The sequence below is a fragment of the Candidatus Thiodiazotropha sp. AKAK3 genome (assembly GCF_058244645.1).
Window position 1 is genome coordinate 1 of the sequence record NZ_JBSYOQ010000020.1, and the last position, 23,194, is coordinate 23,194.

Annotated in this window: 14 protein-coding genes; 7 read left to right on the top strand and 7 right to left on the bottom strand. The window is 46.5% G+C overall.

Annotated features, from left to right (window positions below):
• Positions 1–299 precede the first annotated feature (299 nt).
• From AC4IE7_RS02965 to AC4IE7_RS02980, 4 genes are all read right to left on the bottom strand, one after another.
• Positions 300–1,562, bottom strand: coding sequence for a DUF2130 domain-containing protein (locus AC4IE7_RS02965; protein ID WP_490775314.1), 1,263 nt, complete (start codon positions 1,560–1,562; stop codon positions 300–302).
• A gap of 78 nt (positions 1,563–1,640) precedes the next feature.
• The gene (locus tag AC4IE7_RS02970; protein WP_490775315.1) at positions 1,641–2,024 is read right to left on the bottom strand and encodes a tautomerase family protein; all 384 of its coding nucleotides are present in this window, start codon (positions 2,022–2,024) and stop codon (positions 1,641–1,643) included.
• Between the two features lie 625 nt (positions 2,025–2,649).
• Positions 2,650–6,048 carry an endonuclease/exonuclease/phosphatase family protein gene (locus AC4IE7_RS02975; RefSeq protein ID WP_490775316.1) on the bottom strand — a complete coding sequence of 1,133 codons (3,399 nt, stop codon included), beginning with the start codon at positions 6,046–6,048 and terminating at the stop codon, positions 2,650–2,652.
• Positions 6,049–6,626: 578 nt separating this feature from the next.
• Entirely contained in the window at positions 6,627–7,988 is a 1,362-nt protein-coding gene (locus AC4IE7_RS02980) for an alkaline phosphatase PhoX (protein ID WP_490775317.1), read from the bottom strand.
• A 492-nt stretch (positions 7,989–8,480) separates the two neighbouring features.
• Here AC4IE7_RS02980 and AC4IE7_RS02985 point away from each other — a divergent pair, with 492 nt between their 5' ends.
• Positions 8,481–9,527, top strand: a complete 1,047-nt coding sequence (locus AC4IE7_RS02985; protein ID WP_490775318.1) for a metallophosphoesterase — start codon at positions 8,481–8,483, stop codon at positions 9,525–9,527.
• Between the two features lie 187 nt (positions 9,528–9,714).
• Here the strand turns inward: AC4IE7_RS02985 and AC4IE7_RS02990 are convergent, their stop codons facing one another.
• From AC4IE7_RS02990 to AC4IE7_RS03000, 3 genes are all read right to left on the bottom strand, one after another.
• The gene (locus AC4IE7_RS02990) at positions 9,715–10,011 is read right to left on the bottom strand and encodes a hypothetical protein (RefSeq protein WP_490775319.1); all 297 of its coding nucleotides are present in this window, start codon (positions 10,009–10,011) and stop codon (positions 9,715–9,717) included.
• 83 nt (positions 10,012–10,094) lie between these two features.
• A complete protein-coding gene (locus AC4IE7_RS02995) occupies positions 10,095–11,492 on the bottom strand; it encodes an aldehyde dehydrogenase family protein (protein ID WP_490775320.1) in 1,398 nt (465 codons plus the stop codon).
• A gap of 11 nt (positions 11,493–11,503) precedes the next feature.
• Positions 11,504–13,168, bottom strand: coding sequence for an acetolactate synthase large subunit (locus AC4IE7_RS03000; RefSeq protein ID WP_490775321.1), 1,665 nt, complete (start codon positions 13,166–13,168; stop codon positions 11,504–11,506).
• Between the two features lie 569 nt (positions 13,169–13,737).
• Here AC4IE7_RS03000 and AC4IE7_RS03005 point away from each other — a divergent pair.
• The 6 genes from AC4IE7_RS03005 (at position 13,738) to AC4IE7_RS03030 (ending at position 23,117) form a co-directional block, all read left to right on the top strand.
• Complete coding sequence (locus AC4IE7_RS03005; protein WP_490775322.1) at positions 13,738–14,244, top strand: CBS domain-containing protein; 507 nt, start codon at positions 13,738–13,740, stop codon at positions 14,242–14,244.
• A 152-nt stretch (positions 14,245–14,396) separates the two neighbouring features.
• Complete coding sequence (locus AC4IE7_RS03010) at positions 14,397–15,068, top strand: CerR family C-terminal domain-containing protein (protein WP_490775323.1); 672 nt, start codon at positions 14,397–14,399, stop codon at positions 15,066–15,068.
• Between the two features lie 28 nt (positions 15,069–15,096).
• Positions 15,097–16,410 (top strand): efflux RND transporter periplasmic adaptor subunit, encoded by a 1,314-nt coding sequence (locus AC4IE7_RS03015; RefSeq protein ID WP_490775324.1) that lies wholly within the window; start codon positions 15,097–15,099, stop codon positions 16,408–16,410.
• Positions 16,407–19,562: an efflux RND transporter permease subunit gene (locus tag AC4IE7_RS03020; RefSeq protein ID WP_490775325.1), complete on the top strand. Its 3,156-nt coding sequence runs from the start codon at positions 16,407–16,409 to the stop codon at positions 19,560–19,562. The genes AC4IE7_RS03015 and AC4IE7_RS03020 overlap by 4 nt, the downstream gene beginning before the upstream one ends.
• Before the next feature lie 275 nt (positions 19,563–19,837).
• Positions 19,838–20,677 carry a phosphate/phosphite/phosphonate ABC transporter substrate-binding protein gene (locus tag AC4IE7_RS03025; RefSeq protein ID WP_490775326.1) on the top strand — a complete coding sequence of 280 codons (840 nt, stop codon included), beginning with the start codon at positions 19,838–19,840 and terminating at the stop codon, positions 20,675–20,677.
• Positions 20,678–20,771: 94 nt separating this feature from the next.
• The gene (locus tag AC4IE7_RS03030; RefSeq protein ID WP_490775327.1) at positions 20,772–23,117 is read left to right on the top strand and encodes an EAL domain-containing protein; all 2,346 of its coding nucleotides are present in this window, start codon (positions 20,772–20,774) and stop codon (positions 23,115–23,117) included.
• Positions 23,118–23,194 lie beyond the last annotated feature (77 nt).

Genomic DNA, 23,194 nt, shown 5'->3' on the forward strand with positions numbered 1-23,194 from the left:
TTTGGTTACTTTTCTTTTGGCGAAAAAGAAAAGTGACTCGCCTAGGAGGGCGAAACAGCAGCTTGCTGGCATGGTGACAACAAAGACAGGGTATATGCTTTAATGCCACTACATTTTATATCGTTGCTACGCTGGAGCGTGGGAATATGGAAAATGGATTCTGATAGGTAACAGAAAAAGGTGCGGCAGGGCCGCACCCTACGATGCATCATGGTTTTTGGTGGGGCATGGCCCCACCCTACCTGACACTATGCTACTTCTTTGGGCAGAAAAGTATATTCTGCTTTTATACATCCTTGTTATTCAGCATCATCATCACCTGAAGGCAACTCTAACAGTGCTACCGATTGAACTGCACTGCCGGCAATACCCTTAATCGAGCTGTACATGTGGTTGGTATTGAGCAGCACTTTATCGATCTGCTTCTCTCTCTTTTTCCAAATCCCCTGCATCGAGCGTTTCTCAGACTCCAGGTCTGTTTTCATTTGGGTAAAGCCTTCAACGATGGCTTCAATCTGCAAGCGGAATTCGTTACTGGTGAGGAAATCATAGAGCATGCCCATCTTCTCACCCTTATTCTCCTGGGTGGTGATCGCCATACTTAATTGAATCACTGATTCCCTCAATACGGTACATAGTCCCTTGAACTCATCGAAGGAGCATATCCATATACCATCTTTCAGACCCAGGCGCTCCATACCTGCCGGCATGGCTTCTGTAACCAAAACACCGATATCTGCATTCCTGTCGCGGATATCTGATTTGAATTTTTCTATCCAGGTGGGCTGAAAGTTTTTAGTCCTCTTACTTTCATAATAGATGGTTCCACAGTTTGTTCGACTGTGTGTATTAATGGTCTGCATGCAGTCAGCGCCACGCTCACCCTTTTTTATTTCATCTATAGAGTCGAGAGGAAATTGAACAGCCAGCCACTCCTCAATCGCTAACTCCTGAACCTCCCCCTGTAGCTGCATGGAACCCTGATCCGCTTTGCGCTGGGCCTCTTGCAGTTGCTCTTTCAGCTGATTAATAATCTGCTCTTTTTCTGATATGTTGAGCTGAGCCTTTTGTGCTTCAGATTTTCTTATCTTCTCTTTCTCTTCACTCAGAGTTTTGTTTATTTGCTGCTGTGCTTCCAGTTCTATTTTATCTTTTAGCTCATCTTTTTCACGCTTCAGGCGCTCTATATCCGCTTTAAATTTATTAAGCTCCTTTACCTGCTCCGATTTACTCACCAGCTCCTTTTGAAGGGCTGCCAATCTCTCTTCCTGTTCTTCTTCAGCCTGTTTTTTTAATTCGATTTTCAGCTTCCCACTTTCAGCCTTTAAACCATCCTGGATTGCGCTTGCCAACTTATCTTTATAACTCTCTTTTTCATGCTCAATGGCCTCTCTCTCTGCCTTGAGTTTTTCTTCATTGGCGACTAGTTCTTTCCGCTCTTTAGAAATCTGGTCGTTATATTTTTTCTTTAGCTCTTCATCTAGCTGATGGTAGAGTATTTCATTAACATCAATTTCTACGCCACAATTAGGGCATTTAATATTATTAGCATCTTGACTCATTATTTAGTGATACCTGATTACATCTTCAATATTTCAGTAGCGCTGAATCCACATTAACCGCAACAGCCCAAAGGCCTTTCAAACTTTCACATTGTAGCTCAATTTAGCTTCATCACCAGTAACCCCCCTAAAACCCCAGTTACTGGCTGGTGCTTCGAAAATTGTAATCTCCACATCCACTGGTGACACCCCCAATTCTGACTCAATTCGCTGAAATAGCAGATGAATTAAACTTTTCTTTGCCTCGACAGTACGCCCCTCCAACATTGAAATTTCAATAACTGTATAGGCATCAGTTCTCCCCTGAGGATAGAAGTAGTCCTCTTTTTCCATGGGGAAAAACCTGTGCGCTCGTTTATTGTCGGGAAATGAGAGTGCTTCGACCATACATTGATTAATAACATCAGAGAGTTTTCTCTTTATGGGGTTAAGATTATCTTTAATTCCATAGATACGGATCATGCTGTTCCTTAATAGAGTCTGGCTCAGGTAGTTTCAACCTAAAAAGATCAGTTGGACAGCGTGAAGTGTGCGTTTGTGGTGGTGCAGGGCAAGACGCAACGACGCGGAATAGCCTGCTATTCCAAGGAGTTGCAACGCCGCCATGCGCCGCCACAAGTGTGCAATTCACGTTGTAGCGTATTTCACCCAACAGGTGACCATGACCATCGAAGCTAATTTCATCAAAATCATGAACATGTTATTAGAATGGAGCGGTCAACTGATTTTTAGGTTCAACCAACATACCACCCCTTCTTAAGCATATTCAATCACCTATTCCAACGCAGAGTATCCAATGGAGAGTCACGGTGTGTAACACCATGCATCAAATTAGACTGAAGGGATGAGAGCAGGAACTATTGACAGAGGCCATCCGCTTGGGGAAAGCGTTATCTGGCGTGTAGCAAAGGTAAATGTGGCTTCTTTTTCAGTGGCTTAAGTCGAATTAACCGGCATAGAGTCGTTGTCAGGATGACTTCCCTGTCACCCTGTCCCCCAGCAGCACGAAATAATCCACCCGCTGCCTGTAAAGAGCCCGTTAGTCTCTTTAAAACATTATCCGGGCTGTGGGGAAATCAACGTCTCCTTATTTTTGCTTCTTCTCCAGATCAACCCAAACCAGGCGATGATCTGAACTTGGGAATGGCCAATCCCCAACAAGATCAAAGAATGGATCGGTAGCTGCGGGCCAGAATACACCGGCACCCAGCATCCTGAGGTTTTTAGAAGGTAATACGTAGTCTGCACGGAGATTGCCAGGAGATCCATCTGCAAAGTCAGCGGTATCAAAATCGGCACCACCAATATGGGTGATATTGGCGCTAGCCTGTCTTAGCATAGCATCTGCTCCACCGATGCTTACCGGGGTAATGGCTGTGTTAACCAATGGGTGAGCCAGGAGCTTGCTGGTTGGGTCGCCTGTACTGTCACCATCATGTGGATCGGCATTCAGGTCTCCCATAATTACGAATCGATCATTTGCAGAGAGACCACCTGTAACACCATCATCATCATAGATGTAGTCAGCATCGGTGATGTAGTCCATCCAGAAGCGGATTTCATCGTGGTTACGACGTCCATTTCTGTCTTCAGGACCATCAAACACAGGCGGTGTTGGGTGGCTTGCAAGCACATGGATCAGCTTACCTTTCACTTTGACAGGAATATCCCAATGACTCTTGGAAGAGAGTCTGAGTACCGACCTTTCATCTTCGCTATACCACGCCTCAGGCATCATGGAGTCTGGCATATCCTTCCACAAAAACTTCTGGAAAAGGCGAACTTTGTTGTATTTGATGGGATAGCGCGACAACACCACCATGCCATATTGACCAGGGAAGTTGCCAAAACCTTGCGCATCACCTGGACCATCGGTTGAGCCATCATTGTCCAAATCAAAACCTGTAGGCTCTCCAGTGTTCGACTCAGCTACATACATATGTTTGTAACGGATTCTCTTCGCACCGTTTTGCCTTACCCGCAGATAGTTCTGGCGGAACAGGTCGATGGCCTCACGTGCATCGTCATAGTCGAATTCATTCAGCAGTAGTATATCCGGACGCACTCGCTGAATAATCTCAGCAATGGCTTTTGCTTGAGGGTTATCAGGTGTTGAAAGATCAGTAATCAGATCACCCTGATTAGAGCGATTCAACGACACGTTGAAGGTTGCAAATCTCACACGCTTCTCATCTGACAGTTCAAGTCGCAGAACAACCGGATCATGGTCACTGGCAGCATCGAAAAACTCTGTATTCAGATGCACGACGTCATACTCTGCATGCTCTGCCAAACCATGGGACACCAGGATGTGGTCAAGTGCCTGAGCATTGCCTTGGTAATTATAGGTATATCTCTCCTCAACCGGCAGGCTCTCAGTCAAGTTGACCAGTTGTGGTGTGCTCTCTCCCTTGAGTGCGAGGATCGGTGACATAAAATTGAATTCATTCAAATCACCCAGCACGACCACATTAGCGTCAGGATCATCCTCTTGCAGTGTGGCAACGAATTCATTGACTACTTGCGCTTGTGCAAGACGTTGATCCTCACTGCCATTCACCGAAGGTTGAACTGTACCGAACAATGGTGTGCTACCACCTTTGGATGAGAAGTGATTATTGATCAGATGAATCTCTGCATCGGCTGCCTGGAAGCGCACATAGAGAGGCTTACGACTTCCTTCAAAAGCATCGCCATCAGCTAAATCTGAATCTGTTAGCTTGGTGACCGACTCCATATCTGGTTCGACGTACTCAGGATTATAGAGATAAGCAACCCGGATATTGGCACCTGGCTGACCACCATCCTGGTTATTCACAGGGGGGTTATCGATATATTCGTAATTTGGGCCACCCGCTTCACGAATCGCAGCAACCAGCATTTCCAAAGTCACTTCTGCATCAACAACACCATCGTCAGTTGAACCAGTGCTATCTTGTATCTCCTGCAGACCAATAATATCTGGCGCTTTAAGTGAACTGACAATCTGTTGAGCGAGCTGAGTAAAACGGCCATCAGCCACATCCTGGTCACCATCTTCATCATTTGGATCAAGATTCAGCACATTGTAACTCGCTACAGTCAACTGACGTTCGCGTTCACGTACCAGATTTGTCTCTTCGGCTTGAAGGTTTTCATCACTACGGGTGAATTCCTCTGTGGGATAGACTTCAAAATTACCGTATGAATATCCAACAACGCCGGTTACATCACCGAGTCGATCGCTACTATTCACATTAACAAACAGATCGTAGATACCGCTGTCGAAATCGATCTGAATACGTTCAGGATTAAAGTCATCAGGCTGAATAGTGATGCCACCACGATCATTTAAACCCGTTGCATCAACACCATTGTTGGCCAGGGTAAAGATCTCGCCATATCCATTGGTAGGTGATACGGCAACCGCATCCTCTACTTTGACGCGCATCCCTTCAAGGCTCTCGTAGAAATCTATGCCATCCTGCAGTGGATCAAAAATCGTGAGTAAGTCGTTGTCGATAATCTGATTTGGTGGAACCCGTCCACTTCTACCGAGCATGACCGGCTCTGGCAGCATATTATCATTGGATTCAACAGTGATGTCAGGACGATAGAATTCAGTCAGAGATAGATTGCCGGAAGAGCTGCCACCAGGAACATATTCACTGACAACACCTGATACACGTACCGCATCACCAACCTGCAGACCGTGCCCAGTACCGGTATAGATGTAGATCGCATCAGATGTCGCATCATTACCGTCACCCAATACATCCTGCACAAATACTGCATTGGAATCGGTTGCTGTGACAACACCTGTCGTTGTAACCTGTTGTCCATCGTAGGCTGAGGTATGACTTGATCCCTGGATATCGTATATAGCCAGGACCTCATTGTTATTGCCACCTGTATCCCCTGCACCACTACCATCACCGATATCGGAACCATTCAGACTCTGGCCTACATTCAGTGTGCTGACGGTTTGAGTAAGGCCTGAGACCCAGACAAAGTCAGTATCAAGGGTACCACTGCCTTGCAGCTGAAGAGACTGCCCGATTTGGGTAGAAGAGGATTCGGATACACCGATATCGATACTGGTCATTCCAGCAGCTACACCGGAGTTGGCAACAAAACTTCCTTCATAACTGATAAACTGTACAACCAACCCTGTATTGTCCACCAAGGCCATACCATCAGGAGCACCATTCTGTATGCCACTGTGACTTATGCTGCTAAAGCCATACCCACTGCCTGTATCATCACTCAGAACTCCGGAGAGATCATAGATGGCATATGGACTAAGGACTGAGGAGGAGCCATTATATAGCACCAATTGCCAACCGGAGAGATCTGTACCTGTTGGACCGGTAATCTCTACAAATTCACCACTATCAGCTCCTGCGTTATCGTAGTGTATTTCATTAATAAAAACCGTTGTATCGGCATAGACCGATTGGCATGACGCCGCGATAAGGGCAGCCAGAAGGCGCTTTTGTATAGACATCTGTGTCATCCTTAGGTTGATCAATTGCATCTTATGCAGAAGAACAAAACCCTATACAGATTAGATTTCGAAAATTTGTGGTTTTGATGACGTTTTGTTTATACTTTTTGGATTTATCAGATTACTTACAGGCAAACTTCATTATTCCGTACTCTAGTGTGGTACGTCATACTAGTGGGCCATGCTGTAAATTCGGTATCACTCAGAGTTACGGTGATAGTTAAGGATCTGCGGAAGGTTCCAGATGGTTTTTGTGAATTTCCAGCGCGACTTGGTGGGGCATGGCCCCGCCCTACACTTTAATATAGACAGGTAGGGTGGGGCCATGCCCCACCAACTGCACTCGAAAAGAAAAGTGATGCTTCAAATAAATTTAAGTGGTTCTCTACCAGGCACTACCTGCAAATTACCTATATACAGGTTGATACTCTTTTGCTGAATATGGAGGGTAATCAGGAAGATTTTTGCCAGGTTTGAGGAACAACATTTTTTGAAAAGATAAAAAAAGGTGGCCATAGGCCACCTGAGTTGTAAACTCCCTTCTCTTTTGAACCGGCTTCCCTGCCAGTCACTACTTTTTATTTTCTGTTATCGTCATCCTCACGATCATCATCGTCTTTTTCTGACTTTGGTCCTTTACGACTGATCGCCCATGTTGCATCACCATCATCAGCAGCTGAGTGCTGAACATTAACGTAAAGGGTTTTATTATCTTCTGGGCTGAAATATATACCGGTTCCCTCAGCACCAGGATCAGTCAACGAAGCAAACAGAGAAACATAACGTGATGCTCCATACTTATTGGTAACTTGACTGGCAAACCATATATCAGAAGGCTTGTTATCCTCAATCATTACCAGGTCACCATTTGGTGCTTCAGCCAGGTTGTCAACACTGTCAAAACCTGATTGATGCCCTTCTTCACCAGGCTTACCAATTTCAACAGGTACATTCATACCAGGCTTTACAAAATTGGTAACTTTCATGGTATTGAGGTCAACTGCAATGACACGGCCTTCATACAGCTCACTATTAAATACCAGTTGCCCAGCATCATCAGTTTCGGTATCTCGTGGTCCTTCAGTAATAGCCACATAAAGCGTCTCACCGATCACTTCCACATCCTCAGGACGCTGATAGCTTTGACCACCAGCATCAGTACCGGATTGACGTGCAGTTAATGGATCGATAGGACCAGCCCATTCACCCATACCAACGCCATCAGCACCATTGACTTTAAGAACGTAGAGTGAGCCAGTAGAGAGATCACCAGCCTGATCAGGTACGAACTTGTATACGCCGCCGCCACAAGGTACAACGCCGTTGCAGCCTGATGTGCGTCCACGATGCTCATCGACTATATACAAGTTACCCTCTTTATCGAGATCAATACCTTCGTGTGCAAGACGACCAACAGCTGGACGATCAACTACAGATTTAGCTGTCATCAAGTCATCTTCGAGGAAAATCTCTAGCAGACGTCCACCTTCAACCTCTTCTGCAAAGAGGATGGTTCCCCAAGGGGTCCAACGGATACCGTCGAGAGCATTGTAGCTGGGGTCTTGCGCAAGAATCTTTGTTTCGCCAGTCTTCAGGTCTACAACACTTACTGTACCACCCTCTGGCAGGCTGTCTGGGAGACGCAGCTCATGAGTACGGTACATGAAACGACCTTTTTCAGGGCCTGTTTCATTGACAGTGTTCATGTCATGCCAGTCATCACGACCATTGTCGTAGATATTCAGGTTGGTCTCATCAGACACAACCCATTGATTGAACCCCTTTGGCAGCTTCCATGGTGAGGCTGGATCCCAGTCAGCTGAGTTTGCTGACTCATCCAGTGGCTTGAAATTGTGGCTTTTAATACCACCGGCAACCACTGAACCGCTGATTGCAATTGTGGCAGCAATGGCGATAGAGAGTAATTTATGTTTGAACATGGACAATCATCCTCGGATTAGTATTTTTTTAAAACTCTTATTAACCCGGCACATTAAGGTGCCGAGTAAATAACTATGCCACTCCATGACTCACGACCTGCTCCTCCGTAAGTAAGCGCATTCTGAAGATAATTTATGTCACTTTGGGCAATACATTTATGAAATTTATATGATAATTATATTTGCGCAACATGAATAAATTATGAATTTAGCTTGATAATTTAAATACAAAATATGTGTGGATCCAAGAACATAGTTTTTTGTGGGATTTATTGACATTTTGTGAAATAGAATTGTCATATATCGAATGCACAAATGAAATCTTCCTGAAAGGGTTCCTATCTACACTCTCCCCTCCATGTTTAAAAGTTGATCAAGAGCACCCTACCACCAGTTGATATAGCGATACCTGAGTTTCTGGTGACAAATAGCTGACACTAGATCCGATAATATAGTAATCAATTGGAATAAATTTTTCTTGGAGATATTAACGTGAAATCATCATTTACTAAAATAACCTCTAGCCTTGCAGCAGCACTGATATCCTTCTCTGTTGTAGCTGGTGGAGAATATGAAGACGATAGGGACAGAGAGGACTCAAATGCATTCTCATTCGCCATGATTGGTGATGTCCCCTATGGTGTAGCGCCATACACTGAATATCCACCCTTCGACAATCTTGTAAAAAAAATCAACCGTCAAAAGAAACTAAAATGGGTCATTCATACCGGTGACATTAAGAGTGGTGGCACTGAATGCTCGAATGACCTCTTCTATGATCGTCTGGAGCGTTACAACGCATTCAATAAGCCCTTTATCTACACACCTGGTGACAATGAGTGGACTGACTGTCATCGTGTCAATGCTGGCGAATATCAACCTTTAGAACGCCTGGCTATGCTTAGAGAGGTTTTCTTTTTCAACCCAGGTAAAACCATCGGTGGAAAAACCATGTCTGTAGAAACTCAGGCCTGGACTGATGGCTATGAAGAGTTTCCTGAGAATGTTCGCTGGAGTAAGAATGGCGTGATGTTTGCTGCCCTGCATGTTGTTGGCAGTAATAATGGCTTGAAAGCCTTTGACCCAGCCTCCTCTGCTACAAGAACAGATGAGGACGATGCTGAAGCAATTCGTCGTATCGATGCGGCTGTCGAGTGGATCAACAGTACATTCGATAAAGCAATTGAGGAGAAGGCACCAGGTGTACTGTTTATGATGCAGGCCAACCCGATCCTGGAAGTCAGCTACGCCTTACCTTCAGGTGATGCACTGACAGCTGCCAGACTTGGTTTCACAGAAATACTGACTACACTTGAGCAACGTACCCTAGAATATGGCAAACCTGTTGTTCTTGCTCACGGTGATTCTCACTATTTCCGAGTCGACAAACCTGGTCTGGTTGAAAATGGTTTTATTGGTAACTTCACTCGAGTTGAAAACTTTGGATCCAGCCGTGTACATTGGGTCAAAATCACTGTTAACCCAAAATCTAAAAATGTATTTAAGTTTCAACCTATGATCATCGAAGAGAATCTCTAAGGTGAGTAAACCCTGTAGATTTCCAGTACCAGTTCCTGAATGATCAGTATTGGATTACAGGGTTAATAGAAGTGTAATGTATGGTGCGGCCTTGCCGCACCATATGGTATGAATTTCTCAGAAGTCCTGTTTACTCCCCTTGATCCCGCTATCGTCTCTGTTTAACTGCTCTGCATGCTCGATGACACTAAGACTTAATATGGCCTGGCATCTTTCGAGTACTAACCCAACCAATCAGAATCTCCTCAGAAAACCGGAACAAGAGGAAGAATATGATCGACAGGAACCCAGTCAAAAGTAGTTCCATCGTCTGCCATAAAGCGCCTTCACTCAATGCAACCACCCCGTAGGTAGTAATGAAGTTCCAATTCGCCGCGAACAATCGAAAGATATTTACCGTCATTAAACCGAACGCCAATGCAGATATCATCAATAGCAGCAGAGTCAATATAGGCCGCTTGGAAAAATAGTCGTGGATTGTCATGACTTTTACCTTCTTGATTTATAAAATACCACACTAGTGTGGGTCGCCCCTGGCAAGGAAGGGAATATTTAGTGCTTTTTGGTTTAAAGGTTTACAGAATTCAACACCATCATTTTTTCAACCTGCATATCTCGGATCGTATGCGGGATACCCCCAACACCAAGTCCAGATTGGCGTAATCCCGCAAATGGCATACCGTCCACACGAAATGCGGTGTGCTCATTAACCATCACAGCAGAGGCATCGATATTACGGTAGACCAGCATGGCTGTATCAATATTGCTGGTAAACACTGCTGCCTGAAAGGCGTAAGGAAGTGCGTTGGCATGTTGTAGTGATGCCTCTATTGAATCACTCTTGTAGACACAAACAACTGGGCCAAATATCTCCTGCTGAGATACCTTGGACTCATAGGAAGGATTGTATATTACTGTCGGGCTGTAGCAGTTGTTATCCAATATACCACCACTGTTTAACAACTTTCCGCCTTCTGATTTAGCCTCCTCAACCCACTTGGCAACCCGGCTGACCTCACTGGGACGAATCAGTGGCCCGACTTCTGTCTCTATCAAAGCTGGGTCACCAACTTTTAAAGCTCTTGCAAGCTCGGCCAATCTTTCGCTGAACACTTCAGCAACTTCTGCTTCTGCAAATACCCGTTGTACTGAGACACAGACCTGCCCTGCATGATAGAAGCCCGCTTTGAGAACCGCAGACAAAGCTTTATCCAGATCAGCATCTGACGCCAGTATCAACGGAGCAGCACCACCATGCTCCAACGCACATCGTGTCCCTGGGGCGAGTTTGGAGCGTAGCATCCAGCCTACCTTTGCACTGCCAATAAAACTGAAAAAGCCCACTCGTGGATCTGTAACCAAGCGTTCAGCCAATTCAAGATTTTCAGGTAATACAAACTGGCACCACGCCTTTGGAAGTCCTGCTTCGTGTAGTAAATCCACAAATGTCTTGCATGAAACCGGGGTATCTTCAGCTGGCTTGACGATCACTGGACACCCTGCTGCAACTGCCGCAGCCACCTGGTGTACGATCAGGTTCAACGGATGGTTAAAGGCACTGACAGCAACCACTACTCCAATCGGCTCTTTTTGGGTAAAAGCAAGCCGCTGGCTACCCGCTTGGGTTGCATTCACAGGCACAACCTCTCCAGACTCTGTACGAATGGTTTCAATGGCCAGCTTAATACCATCGATGGCGCGTTTCGCCTCCACCTGAGAATCCATCAGCGGCTTTCCACCCTCTCGAGCCGCCTGAAGTGCCAATTCATCACAACGATCTGACATCAATTCTGCAACAGCTTCAAGAATCCTTACACGCTCATGCAGAGGAATCCATCCCTTACGGTTTCGATAACAGGAGTAGGCTCGATCTAATGCTGTTTCAATGGCAGCACTGTCATCACAGGGCAACTCCTGCAGAACTTCTCCATCATAGGGTGAAGTAACCTTCAGACAGGTGGTCATATTCAACTTCCTCAACTTGATAAAGGGCAAGGCTGGGTAATTTCACCCAACCTTTGCGTGAGCTTCATATTTTCACGGTAGTCAACCGGCGCAACAACCAAGCTTGGACCTGGCTGAGTAAAAGCAGCTTCAAGTATGCCAGCGAAGGAGCTGCTGTTTTCAACCTGATACCCACTCCAACCGAAAGAGTCGGCTAACTGAAGCCAGTCTGGGTTGCCAAATGCCAACTCTGTATGCCGACCAAACTGACTCTCCTGCTTCCACGCAATCAGGCCGTACGCGCAATCTTCCCAAATAAGCATAACCAGATTGCAGTTCAAACGTTTCGCTGTCTCCATCTCCTGAACATTCATCAGGAATCCTCCGTCACCGGCAATTCCGATAATGCGCTTATCTGGTGCTACAAGACTGGCTGCAATCGCACCTGGCAAGGCAGATCCCATCGAGCAGAAGCCATTGGGAATCAAGCAGGTGTTTGGTTGATGGCAATGATAGTGGCGTGCAATCCACATTTTATGCGCGCCAACATCGGACAGCAGGATATCATCTGGCCCAAGAAGCTGACGAAGATCCCACAACATCTTTTGAGGGCGTAGCAAACCCTCTGTATCATCATCAGAGTGTACCGCCAGTTCTTTCTGCATCAGATAGCGAAGCTCTGTCTGTCGCTGCAGATCAAAATCGGCAACACCCCGCTGCTCTATGCGCTCATTGATCATCCATAGTGTGTGGGCCAGATCTCCGACCAGTTCGACCTGAGGGTGGTAGTATTCATCTACCTCCGATGGCAGAAAATCAGCATGGATAATAGTTTTGTTCTTATGCGGATTCCACAACCTTGGATGATATTCGACCATATCGAATCCCAGGGTTATCACCAGATCAGCTTCATCAATCGCTAATGTTGGATAGTCCTTGCTGCCAAGCCCAATGGTGTACAGACAGTAGTCTGCGGCACAGTCCACAGCGCCTTTTGCCATAAAGGTAGTGAGTACGCCTATGCCCGTTTTTTCGCACAAGAGACGTAACTGCTTTGCAGCTCGACGTCGAATTGCACCGTTACCTGCAATAATCACCGGCCTTTTGGCTTTTTTGAGCAGTTCAAAAGCCTGATCAACGATTTTATCGTCAGCCACCGAGCGTCGAAAGCGGCGAGGCTCAAGAGGTTCTGAATCAACTTGATGTTTGGCGATATCTTCTGGCAACTCGATTAATACAGCACCAGGCTTTTCGGTACGTGCGATACGCACTGCTTTACGAATAACTTCGGGAATCGTAACGGCATTGTAGATACTGGTTGCCCATTTGGTAACAGGTGTGAACATATCCACAACATCCATGATCTGGTGCGACTCTTTATGCAATCTTTCTGTTGAACCTTGACCGGTTAATACCAGCATTGGGGCACGATCCATATTCGCATCAGCAACGCCTGTGATCAGATTGGTTGCCCCAGGCCCCAATGTACCCAGACATACAGCGGGATTACCTGTGAGTCGACCATAGATCTCAGCCATAAAAGCTGCGCCCTGCTCATGTCGGGTAAGGATAAATTTAATCTTGGTTGATTGCTCAAGAGAGAGCATGAAATCGGCATTTTCCTCACCGGGAACACCGAAAATATACTCTACCCCCTCTTCTTCCAGGCATTTTACGATTAGATCGGAAGCCTTCATGATTTGTCTCACTATAGGTTCTATGAATTATTCTCTATTACAGCGTTAAGCCGGAAAGTCTCGACAGACAAACACCGACACATTAATTGATCAGAGGCATCTTGATCAGACAGTATATTTGTTTTATTAACCCAGCAACACTAGGGCCTGTTAACACTAATCGAATCGGCCCTGTTGCACAGAGAGAGACCACTGGATGCCATGAAATTCGCTCATTATCGTGTTAAACGATTAGTCTTGCCTGATCCCTGATGTTGAGTGAGGATTTAGACAAGAAAAAGCATTACATAGCACAAGATGAGGGAAATGTGTCTGTGATAGTTTCTGATTCAACCCGTATAGCCAGGACTGGAATTGCCGTCTATGGTTAAGCCTGAGGCAGGATCACGATAACCAGGGAACCTCAGAACAAATCATGGAGCCCCCACCATTACAGAGCTAGCCCAGCGAAATCCAAATTCTCATGTTGTTCGCGACATAAACTTTGGCATGGGTATTGCTGCCAAATCAAAAAATAAGCATAAAAAAATTAAGATCATATTTTATATACCAAATAAAAGGACAATCACATGGCATGTTGCGTTGGTAAGCTCATATCAGAACCTGTCTCCTCTCTGGACAGCAATACAGATGTTCAGGCCGCAACAAGCTTCATGGCGGCAAAAAATATTGGCTCATTAGTGGTTATGGACAATGACCAGGTCTCTGGTCTGTTTACTGAGAGAGACCTGCTGGTGCGCGTGATTGGTGCAGGCCAAGACCCAAACGCACTAAACTTGAGCGATGTTTGTACAAAAAACCTTATATCTGTCCATTATGACAGCTCATGTGCCAATGCCATCAAACTCATGAGAACCAATAAGTGCCGTCGTCTTCTAATCTATAAAAATGACAAGCTTCAGGGTTTGGTCAACATTTCTGATGTCGCCCATGCCCTTGCAGATCATAGCTCCGGTAAAAATATGCTGGTAAATTTCGTCGGGGGAATAACCTTGCTAGTAGTGCTGGTGGTCATCGGCGTTTTGATCTCACATATACCAGATGTAATGCAACTGGCAGGCCACACAATGGATTAGTCATGGTTCTGACATATGGGCACCTTCCCCACCAGATAATGACAAACCAGCCGTATCAGATCTCTCTTAACCTTTAAAATATAAATCAATCGTTTGATTTAAATTTTTATCAAAGCTAATATATCGATCTGATATCTAATTGCTATAGTCCTATGCCCACTCAGTTGAGTCCAAACCAGATTGACACCAGAAAACGTCTATTGAATGCAGCCTTAAAAAGCTTTGGTAGCAAAGATTATGAAGGTGTGAGCACGAGAGAAATAGTTGAAATGGCGGAAGCAAATATCTCTGCTATCTCCTACCATTTTGAGAACAAGAGAGGACTCTATAACGCAACTGTCAGCTATCTGTCAGAAACACTTCATGCCGGTATATCTGAACAGCTTGAGTCCATCAACCAGAACCTTGAGCACTACTCAGCAGAAGATTGTGCAGATCAGACTTGTCAATTGCTCCTCAACTTCTTCGAACATACTCTCCTGGGTGAGATTGGCAAACACGCACCAGGAATCATTTTTCGTGAGCAAAGCCAACCCTCGGAAGCCTACCAAATCCTCTTTGACAACTTTCTGCAACCGATGAATCACACCCTTGCAAAGCTGGTGGCGAAGTACCTTGGTTCTCAACCGAGGGAAGCGGAAGTGCTATTTCTGGTACATGCCCTGATTGGACAGACAGTTATGTTCCATATTGGCAAGACAACACTGCTTAGACTATTGAAAAAGAAAAACTACAGCAGAGCCATAATCGAAGCGATAAAAAATCATTTAACAAACAACTACAGAGTGTTGCTTGAGAGTAGAGCAATCTATAACAATTTGTGACCATATAAACCCTGAATACGGAAATAATATGTCCGACAAAAATTCTAATTGGCGAAAACTGCTCTTCATACCCCCGATTGTTATTGGGGTCGGGATACTGGTATTGATGGTCGGCCAAAAACAGCCCCCAGAGACCAAAGAAGTTGGCGAGCCCACCAAGCTGGTACGGGTGATTGAAACACCTCAATTGGAATTAACCCCTGTCGCAGAAGGCTACGGCACCATACAGCCGGCCCGCATCTGGTCAGGTGTTGCCCAGGTATCCGGGCGTATCGTTGAACTTCATCCCCGACTGCGTAATGGGGAGATAATTACCAAAGACACACTATTGTTGAAAATAGATCCTGTCGATTACGAACTCAATCTGGCGCAGGTAACAGCTGAACTTGCCGAGCTTCAGGTAGAGCAGAATAATACCAAGGCCTCTCTCTCCATTGAAGAACGCGGCCTGAAAATAGCGCAACGTGAATTGGAGAGAGTAACCAAGCTTACAGCAAAAGGCACCGCTTCCAAAAGTGACCTGGATAACGCAGAAAGAAATCTGCTGAATAGCCGAAACGCAGTACAAAATGTAAAAAACAATCTGGCCCTGTTACCCACCAAACGCAAAGTGCTTGAAGCGAAAAAGATTCAGGCTGAAAGAGATTTGGGAAATACCAGCATAGTCGCGCCTTTCAATATGCGTGTTGCTGATATGGCGATTGAAATAGATCAATATGTCAGTAAAGGTGGAACTCTACTGGTAGGGGATGAAGTAGATCGTGTTGAAGTTATTGCTCGCTTTCCTCTCTCTTCAATTCGCCGTCTTTTCATTGGTCGCGAGCTTTCAGAATTTGAAATGCTCGGTGAAAACCTTGCTCAAGCAGTTGCCTTGAAGCCACTTCTAAAACTTGATATGGGAACCGCTATTGCTGAATGGGAAGCGGAGTTTGTGCGCTTTAGCGACAGTGTTGATCCTGAGACCCGCACCATGGGTGTCGTAGTCGCAGTAGACAGACCATTCGACAAAGTCATACCAGGCCTCCGTCCTCCGCTATCAAAGGGTATGTTCGTGCAGGTACTTCTACAAGGCAAGTCACAAGCTGACCGAATCGTACTCCCCCGTTCAGCAATCAAGAATGGTGTTGTCTACACGGTAGATGAAGAGAGCCGGCTGCAGCGGCAACCAGTGGAGGTTCTATTCAACCAGGGCGATATCAGTGTGATTGCCAATGGTATCAAACCGGGTCAAAAGGTTGTGGTTTCAGATCTGGTGCCTGCAGTCACCGGTATGCTGCTACAAACCATACCGGATCAAGAGATATCCGATAGACTACAGAAAAGTGCACGAGGCCAGTTATGATCAACTGGTTCGCCCGTCACCCCAATGCCGCCAATCTACTTATGGTGGCAATTATGCTACTGGGTTTGTCTGCCCTGCCCGGCCTGCAAAAAGAGACACTCCCGGAGATAGAGAATGACGAAGTGGAGATCCGGGTAATCTATAAAGGCGCAACTGCTGAGGATGTTGAAGATGCAGTCTGCCGTCGCCTGGAAGATGCTCTTGAAGGAATCAGCGACCTTAACGAGATGCGCTGTGAAGCAAGTGAGGGCGTTGGTGTTGCGACCGCATCGATGAACGAAGGCGCCGAAATGAGCCGTTTTCTTGATGATGTAAAAGCTGAGATCGACGCACTCGATGATCTGCCGGAACAGACAGAACTACCAGTAATCAAAGAGCTTGGGCGTACTGAACCGGTTATCTCAATTGCAGTAACAGGCCCTAAAGACCCTGTAGCACTGAAAGCCTACGCAGAGCATCTCAAGGCAACACTGTTAACCCAAGCCGATTTGGCTGAAGTCACAATCAATGGATTCTCTGATCACCATATACGTATCGAGATTTCCGATTTGCGTTTACGTCAGTTCGGTCTATCCGCGAAGGATATAGCCAATGCCGTCAGTCGCTACAGCATCAGCACACCAGCTGGTCGTCTTGAGGGTGATCAGGAGGATATTCTGCTGCGTTTTGATGACCAGCGAAAACAGGCTGATGAGTTTTATGATCTTCCTGTTATCTCAAGCAGCACTGGTGCGACGATTCGTCTAGGTGATATTGCAAAGATAACCGACCGATTTGACCGGAATGAAGAGAAAATTCTGTTTAACGGTAAACGAGCAGCGGTTTTGGATATTGCAAAAACCCGTTCCCAGGATATTCTTGAAGTGCTTGCCACTGTTGAGCACTTTGTGGAACAAGAGAACCAGCAAGCCCCTCAAGGCATTCAGCTGAGCCTCACCCAAGACCGAGCATCGGTGGTACAAGACCGTCTCGATATGCTGATTGTTAATGGAATCCAGGGACTGATTGCCGTATTCCTGGTTCTCTGGCTCTTCTTTAGTTTGCGCTATAGCTTCTGGGTCACTATGGGACTGCCTGTCTCATTTTTAGGTGCTCTATTTGTTCTACCATTGTTCGATGTCACCATAAACATGATCTCCATGGTAGGCCTGCTAATTGGCATAGGATTGCTAATGGATGATGCCATTGTGATCGCAGAAAACATCGCTTCACGCATGAGTAAAGGAGATAAACCACTACATGCTGCCATAGTCGGAGTACAGCAGGTACTACCAGGCATTGCCTCCTCTTTTGCTACCACGCTGATGGTATTTGGCTCCCTGGCTTTTATCTCGGGAGATATCGGACAGATTCTCAGAATAATGCCCATCGTTTTGATTATTGTGATCAGTGTCAGCCTGTTGGAGGCATTTCTGATTCTACCCCACCACTTGAGTCACTCACTGGCACATATGAGCAACAAACCGGCATCACGTTTCCGTCAAGGGTTCGAAAAGCGCTTTGCCGGATTCCGCGATAACTGGTTTGGTCCACTGGTAGATCGGGCAGTGAATTACCGCTATTTGACGCTCGGCATTGTTTTCATGATGTTGATTCTATCCATAGCGATGCCAGCAAGTGGCCATTTGAAGTTTGTCGGCTTTCCTGATCTGGATGGTGATGTGCTGGAAGCCAGGGTACTGCTGCCTCAAGGGACGCCGCTATCGCGCACTGAGGGGGTCATAGAACATATCACTCAAGCCTTGGAACGAACCAATCAAGCCTTCACACCCAATCAACCAGAGGGTCAATCCCTGGTTGAAAATATCACAGTCATCTACGGCCAGAATCCAGACGCTTATGAAACAGGCCCCCATGTGGCCCGCGTGGTTGTAGATCTACTCAGCGCTGAGATCCGTGATGCTCGACTGGATGATGTTGTTAACCTTTGGCGGCAGGAGACAGGCCAACTCAGTGATGTCATTTCTGTCAAATACACCGAACCCACATTTGGCCCAGGGGGTCGCCCCATCGACCTGCGCCTTTTGGGTTATGACCTGGAGCGATTGAAACAAGCCTCAAATGAACTACAGGCATGGCTCAATAATTTTCAGGGTGTGAATGACCTGAGTGATGACCTTCGCCCAGGCAAACGGGAATTTCGGCTACATCTCAAACCAAGCGCCGGGGTATTAGGACTTGATGCCCAATTGGTTTCAGAACAGGTAAGAACCGCTTACCAAGGCATGAAGATTGATGAGTTTCAGGTTGGAGCGGAAACCTACGAAGTTAATCTGAGATTAATAGCAAGTGATCGGGTAGACGCTGAAGATCTGTATAACTTAAGCATAGCTGGTAGTGGGGGGCGTCTGATCCCTCTTTCCACTGTTGTCGACATTGAAGAGGTTCGAGGCTGGGCAAGAATCAATCGGGTAGACCGACAACGTACCGTAACTATCCAGGGTGACGTAGACCGAACCCAGGCCAATGCTCAAGAACTGCTTGCTGTAGCCCAGGCAGAATTCATTCCCGGACTCCTCGAACGTTACCCTGACATTCATTTCGACATTCAGGGAGAGAGCAAAGAGTCTGCAAAAACAGGACAATCCATTGGGCGCAATGTACTGCTGGGTCTGATTGGTGTCTATATGCTTCTGGCGTTACAGTTCAAGGGTTATGTGGCACCACTGACTGTAATGCTTGTGATCCCGGCAGCCCTGATCGGGGTAATGTTCGGACACATGGCTTTAGGCTTGGATCTGACCATGCCCAGCATGGTCGGCATGGCATCTCTGTTTGGTGTTGTGGTCAATGATTCGATTCTATTGGTTGTATTTATCCGTGATCAATCAGCCAGAGGGGTTGTTGTTATCGAAGCAGCAAAGCGTGCAGCCCGCGCCCGATTCCGCCCTATTCTATTAACCTCGATCAGTACCATTGCAGGATTGACACCTCTGCTTCTGGAAAAGAGTCTACAGGCTCAGATCCTGATTCCTCTTGCAGCCAGCATAGCCTTTGGACTGACTGCAGCGACCCTGGTGGCACTGTTTCTGGTTCCCGCAGTCTATTGTATCCTTGATGATTTCGATCTACTTGGAAAACTCCATAATGAGACAGATGAAGAGCTGATTGGTTTGGATAAACCTGAGGCTACAGAGAACCTCTCAAGCTAAGCGACAACACGAGCACGACACCAAGTGCTAATAGTATGAGCACGTTCTGCGTGGAAGCGTAGAATACTCAGTCAATTACAGCATAGTGCTTAAGCCAAAAGATCGCAGGAAGTGATCAGCGACTGCATAGAGATAGATTATGAGAGAAGCAAAAAACCCTGTTACAGGCCTAATGTAAGCTCTCATTCGAGAGATACACCGCTCAATTAATGCAAAACCTTGCCGATAACACTGCCATGTTGAACTCTTCTTTATATCAGTCACAGAGATCACCCATGCTTGACCTGGCTTATCGTTTTTCTCTGCTACTGCTCATATTGTCGACTTGGAGCACCCATCTGGCTGCAGAAACGTCGCAACCGCTACGCTTGGGAATCATGCCTTTTAACAGTACCTTGGCTTTAATCAAGACCCATCAGCCTTTGCGTCAGCATTTGCAAAAGGAGTTGGGCCAGTCAATCGATATCTATACTTCAGCCAACTATGTTGCCTTCCAACAGGATTCAATGGCCGGGGCGTTCGATCTCCTGATCACAGGCCCCCACTTCGGGGTAATGAGTCTTGAAGCTGGATACATACCCCTGGTGCGCTATAACACTACACTGCAACCCATCTTTGTGGTGCGTAAAAGCTCGAAGATTCGAACAGTAGAAGATTTCAAAGGTAAACATATCGGCTTACCAAACCAGCTATCGGTCTCAGCGATTGGTGGACTGAGCTGGTTACGCGAACAAGGACTGCTCGCAGGCAGGGATTTCACGGTGGTTGAGAAGCCAACCCATGGTGCAGCAATCGCCGCAGTGACAGTAGGTGATCTTGATGCAGCGCTAACCACCTACACGCCTTTAAAGCAGATTCCGAACGATATTCGTGACCATATCGAGTTTATGCCAACAGAGGTAATGATGCCGCATCTGATGACCCTGACCCATGAGCGTCTGGGCAAGGGGAAGATTCAACAGATCTTAGAGGCGTTAAACAGCTTTCCCGCCACACCAGAGGGTGAGGCTTTCTTCAAAAATACTGGATATCATGGATATATTGCTGTAGACAATGAGGGCATCGAGAAACTATACCCCTATGTGCCAATCGTGAAAGAGTTGATGCAAAAATGACTAAAGGGCACCAAATATTTACAGGCTACAGAAACAATCTCTTCAACATGCGCAATAGAGGTTCGACCCTCTTTCCGGAAAGCTCTCTGTTAGCATGAAGTCGTTTTTGCAATGGCGACTATCTCTTCGAAGCAAGATGCTGCTGACCAGTATTCTGGTGGAGATCATTATGCTGGCCCTGTTAGTGGGCAACAGCGTACGCTTGATTGAGACATCGATGGAGCGGCTTACAGAGTCGCGCATCAAGGCGATTGAATTGGCCTATAAGACCTCGGTCGCTGTACCACTGGCATCAAGGGATTACGCCACACTGCGCGATATTCTGGATGGATGGCGAAAGGCTGATGATGTCCTCTATCTGGTGGTGACCGATATCAATGGACGCTTTCTTGCCACCAGTGGCTGGGATCAGGAAATATCACTACCTCCACCCGGTCGTGACCCGCAAGGCAGAAAAATCACCCATGTTCGATTTAATGTAGATTTATTTGATCAGAATTATGGCCAAGTTCAGTACGGACTCTCAATAGAATATATCCATCAGGCAAAACAAGCCTTATTCACTCAGGGAATGCTTATCGCACTAGCGGGAATAACTCTCACAGTCATTTTGCTCTCTATTATAGGTTATTGGCTCACCCGTCATATGGCTGCGTTGATGGATGCGAGTGGTCGCGTCGCTAACGGGGATTACGAAATACGCCTGAAGTTAGAGGGAAAGGATGAGATCGCCCAGCTTGGTAAGAGCTTTAATCTCATGGCTGACGCCATTCAGAACCGAATTCTAGCACTGCGTGAGAGCGACCTTCGTTCCCGCACCATCGCCGACTACACCTATGGCTGGGAGAATTGGTTGGCTGCAGACGGTCATCTGCGATGGGTCAACCCGGCAGTAAATCGGGTCACCGGCTATACCCAGCTGGAGTGCTACACTATGCCCGACTTTCCATTACCAATCATATTTAGTGATGATCTCAGTCTGGTGGAACGTTGTCATCGGTTGGGTATGCAAGGCAAGACCGGGCAAGATCAGGAGTTTCGTATCAAGCGAAAGGATGGGCGAGTCGTTTGGGTGGCAATGTCCTGGCAACCGATTGCTGATAAAAAAGGCAACTCGCTGGGGTATCGCTCCAGTATTCGGGATATCTCACTTGAACATCATGCCCGCGAAGCCTTGGAGTATCAGGCCAATCACGATGACTTGACCGGACTGTTCAATCGCCGCGCCTTCGAGGTGGGCTTGCAAAAGATCCTCGACGACTTGCGTACCGGAGGTCAGGCAAAATGCCTTCTCTACATCGATCTTGATCAATTCAAACTGGTCAATGACACCTGTGGTCATAGTGCCGGGGATAAACTGCTGCAGGAGATCACCGCAATTATGCGGCAATCCATGAGCAACGGCTTTCTGGCACGACTGGGTGGCGATGAGTTTGGACTGATATTGGAGGGTGATGAGGAGCAGGCCTATCGCCAGGCAACCAAACTGATCGATGCGATTCATGCCCACCAATACAGCTACGAGGGACATCACTTTCAGCTTGGCGCTTCTGTGGGCATGGTCAATATTACTGATGCCCAGCGGAACATAGATGAATTACTGATAGCAGCGGATCAAGCCTGCTACGCGGCCAAGGATCGCGGCCGAAACCGCATTGAAATTTATCGGGACAACGACGAATATTTTCGCGCCCAACGTGCACAATTCCTATCTGTCGAAGAGATCAATAACGCCTTAAGAGAGCAGCGATTTGTGCTCTATTACCAACGTATTGTTCCGTTGCAAAAAGGGTTACCTGAACATGCTGAGATTCTGCTGCGTATGCGAGATAATCAAGGGCAAATACTAACCCCTGATCGGTTTATTCCAGCAGCAGAGCGCTTCAATCTGATGCCTGAAATCGACCGATGGGTGATTAGCAACACCTGCCGGCACCTCAAGGAAATTAAGGGTGGGCAATTCCAGGATACCTGTTTCGCCATCAATCTCTCAGGCTTGAGTCTCTCAAGCGATGATCTGGCCGAATTTGTCATCAGTCAATTCGATAAATATCAGATTGATCCAAAATGCATTAGCTTCGAAATCACTGAAACAGCGACAATGGACCGTCTTGACAAAGCTAAGTACTTCATTCGCATGATGCGTAACTTAGGTGTAAAAGTGGCACTGGATGATTTTGGTACCGGTCTATCCTCCTTTGCCTATCTACGTGAACTGGAAGTGGATTTCCTCAAAATTGATGCCCTGTTCGTGCGTAACCTGGACAGCGATGAACGCGACCTTGCTGTGGTGAGATCAATCATGGAAGTTGCAAAGGTGCATGGCATGCAGACCATCGCAGAGTTTGTTCATAACATGGCGATCTCAGAAATCCTTGAGGAAGTTGGCGTAGACTACGCCCAAGGATTTGCCCTTCATAAGCCTGAGCAATTATCCTAGGGAGTCTCTCAACAAGTCATCGATTTCATCCAGACTCACTAACATCGGTACTGGGATTCACTCTCCTTCAGTCAGAC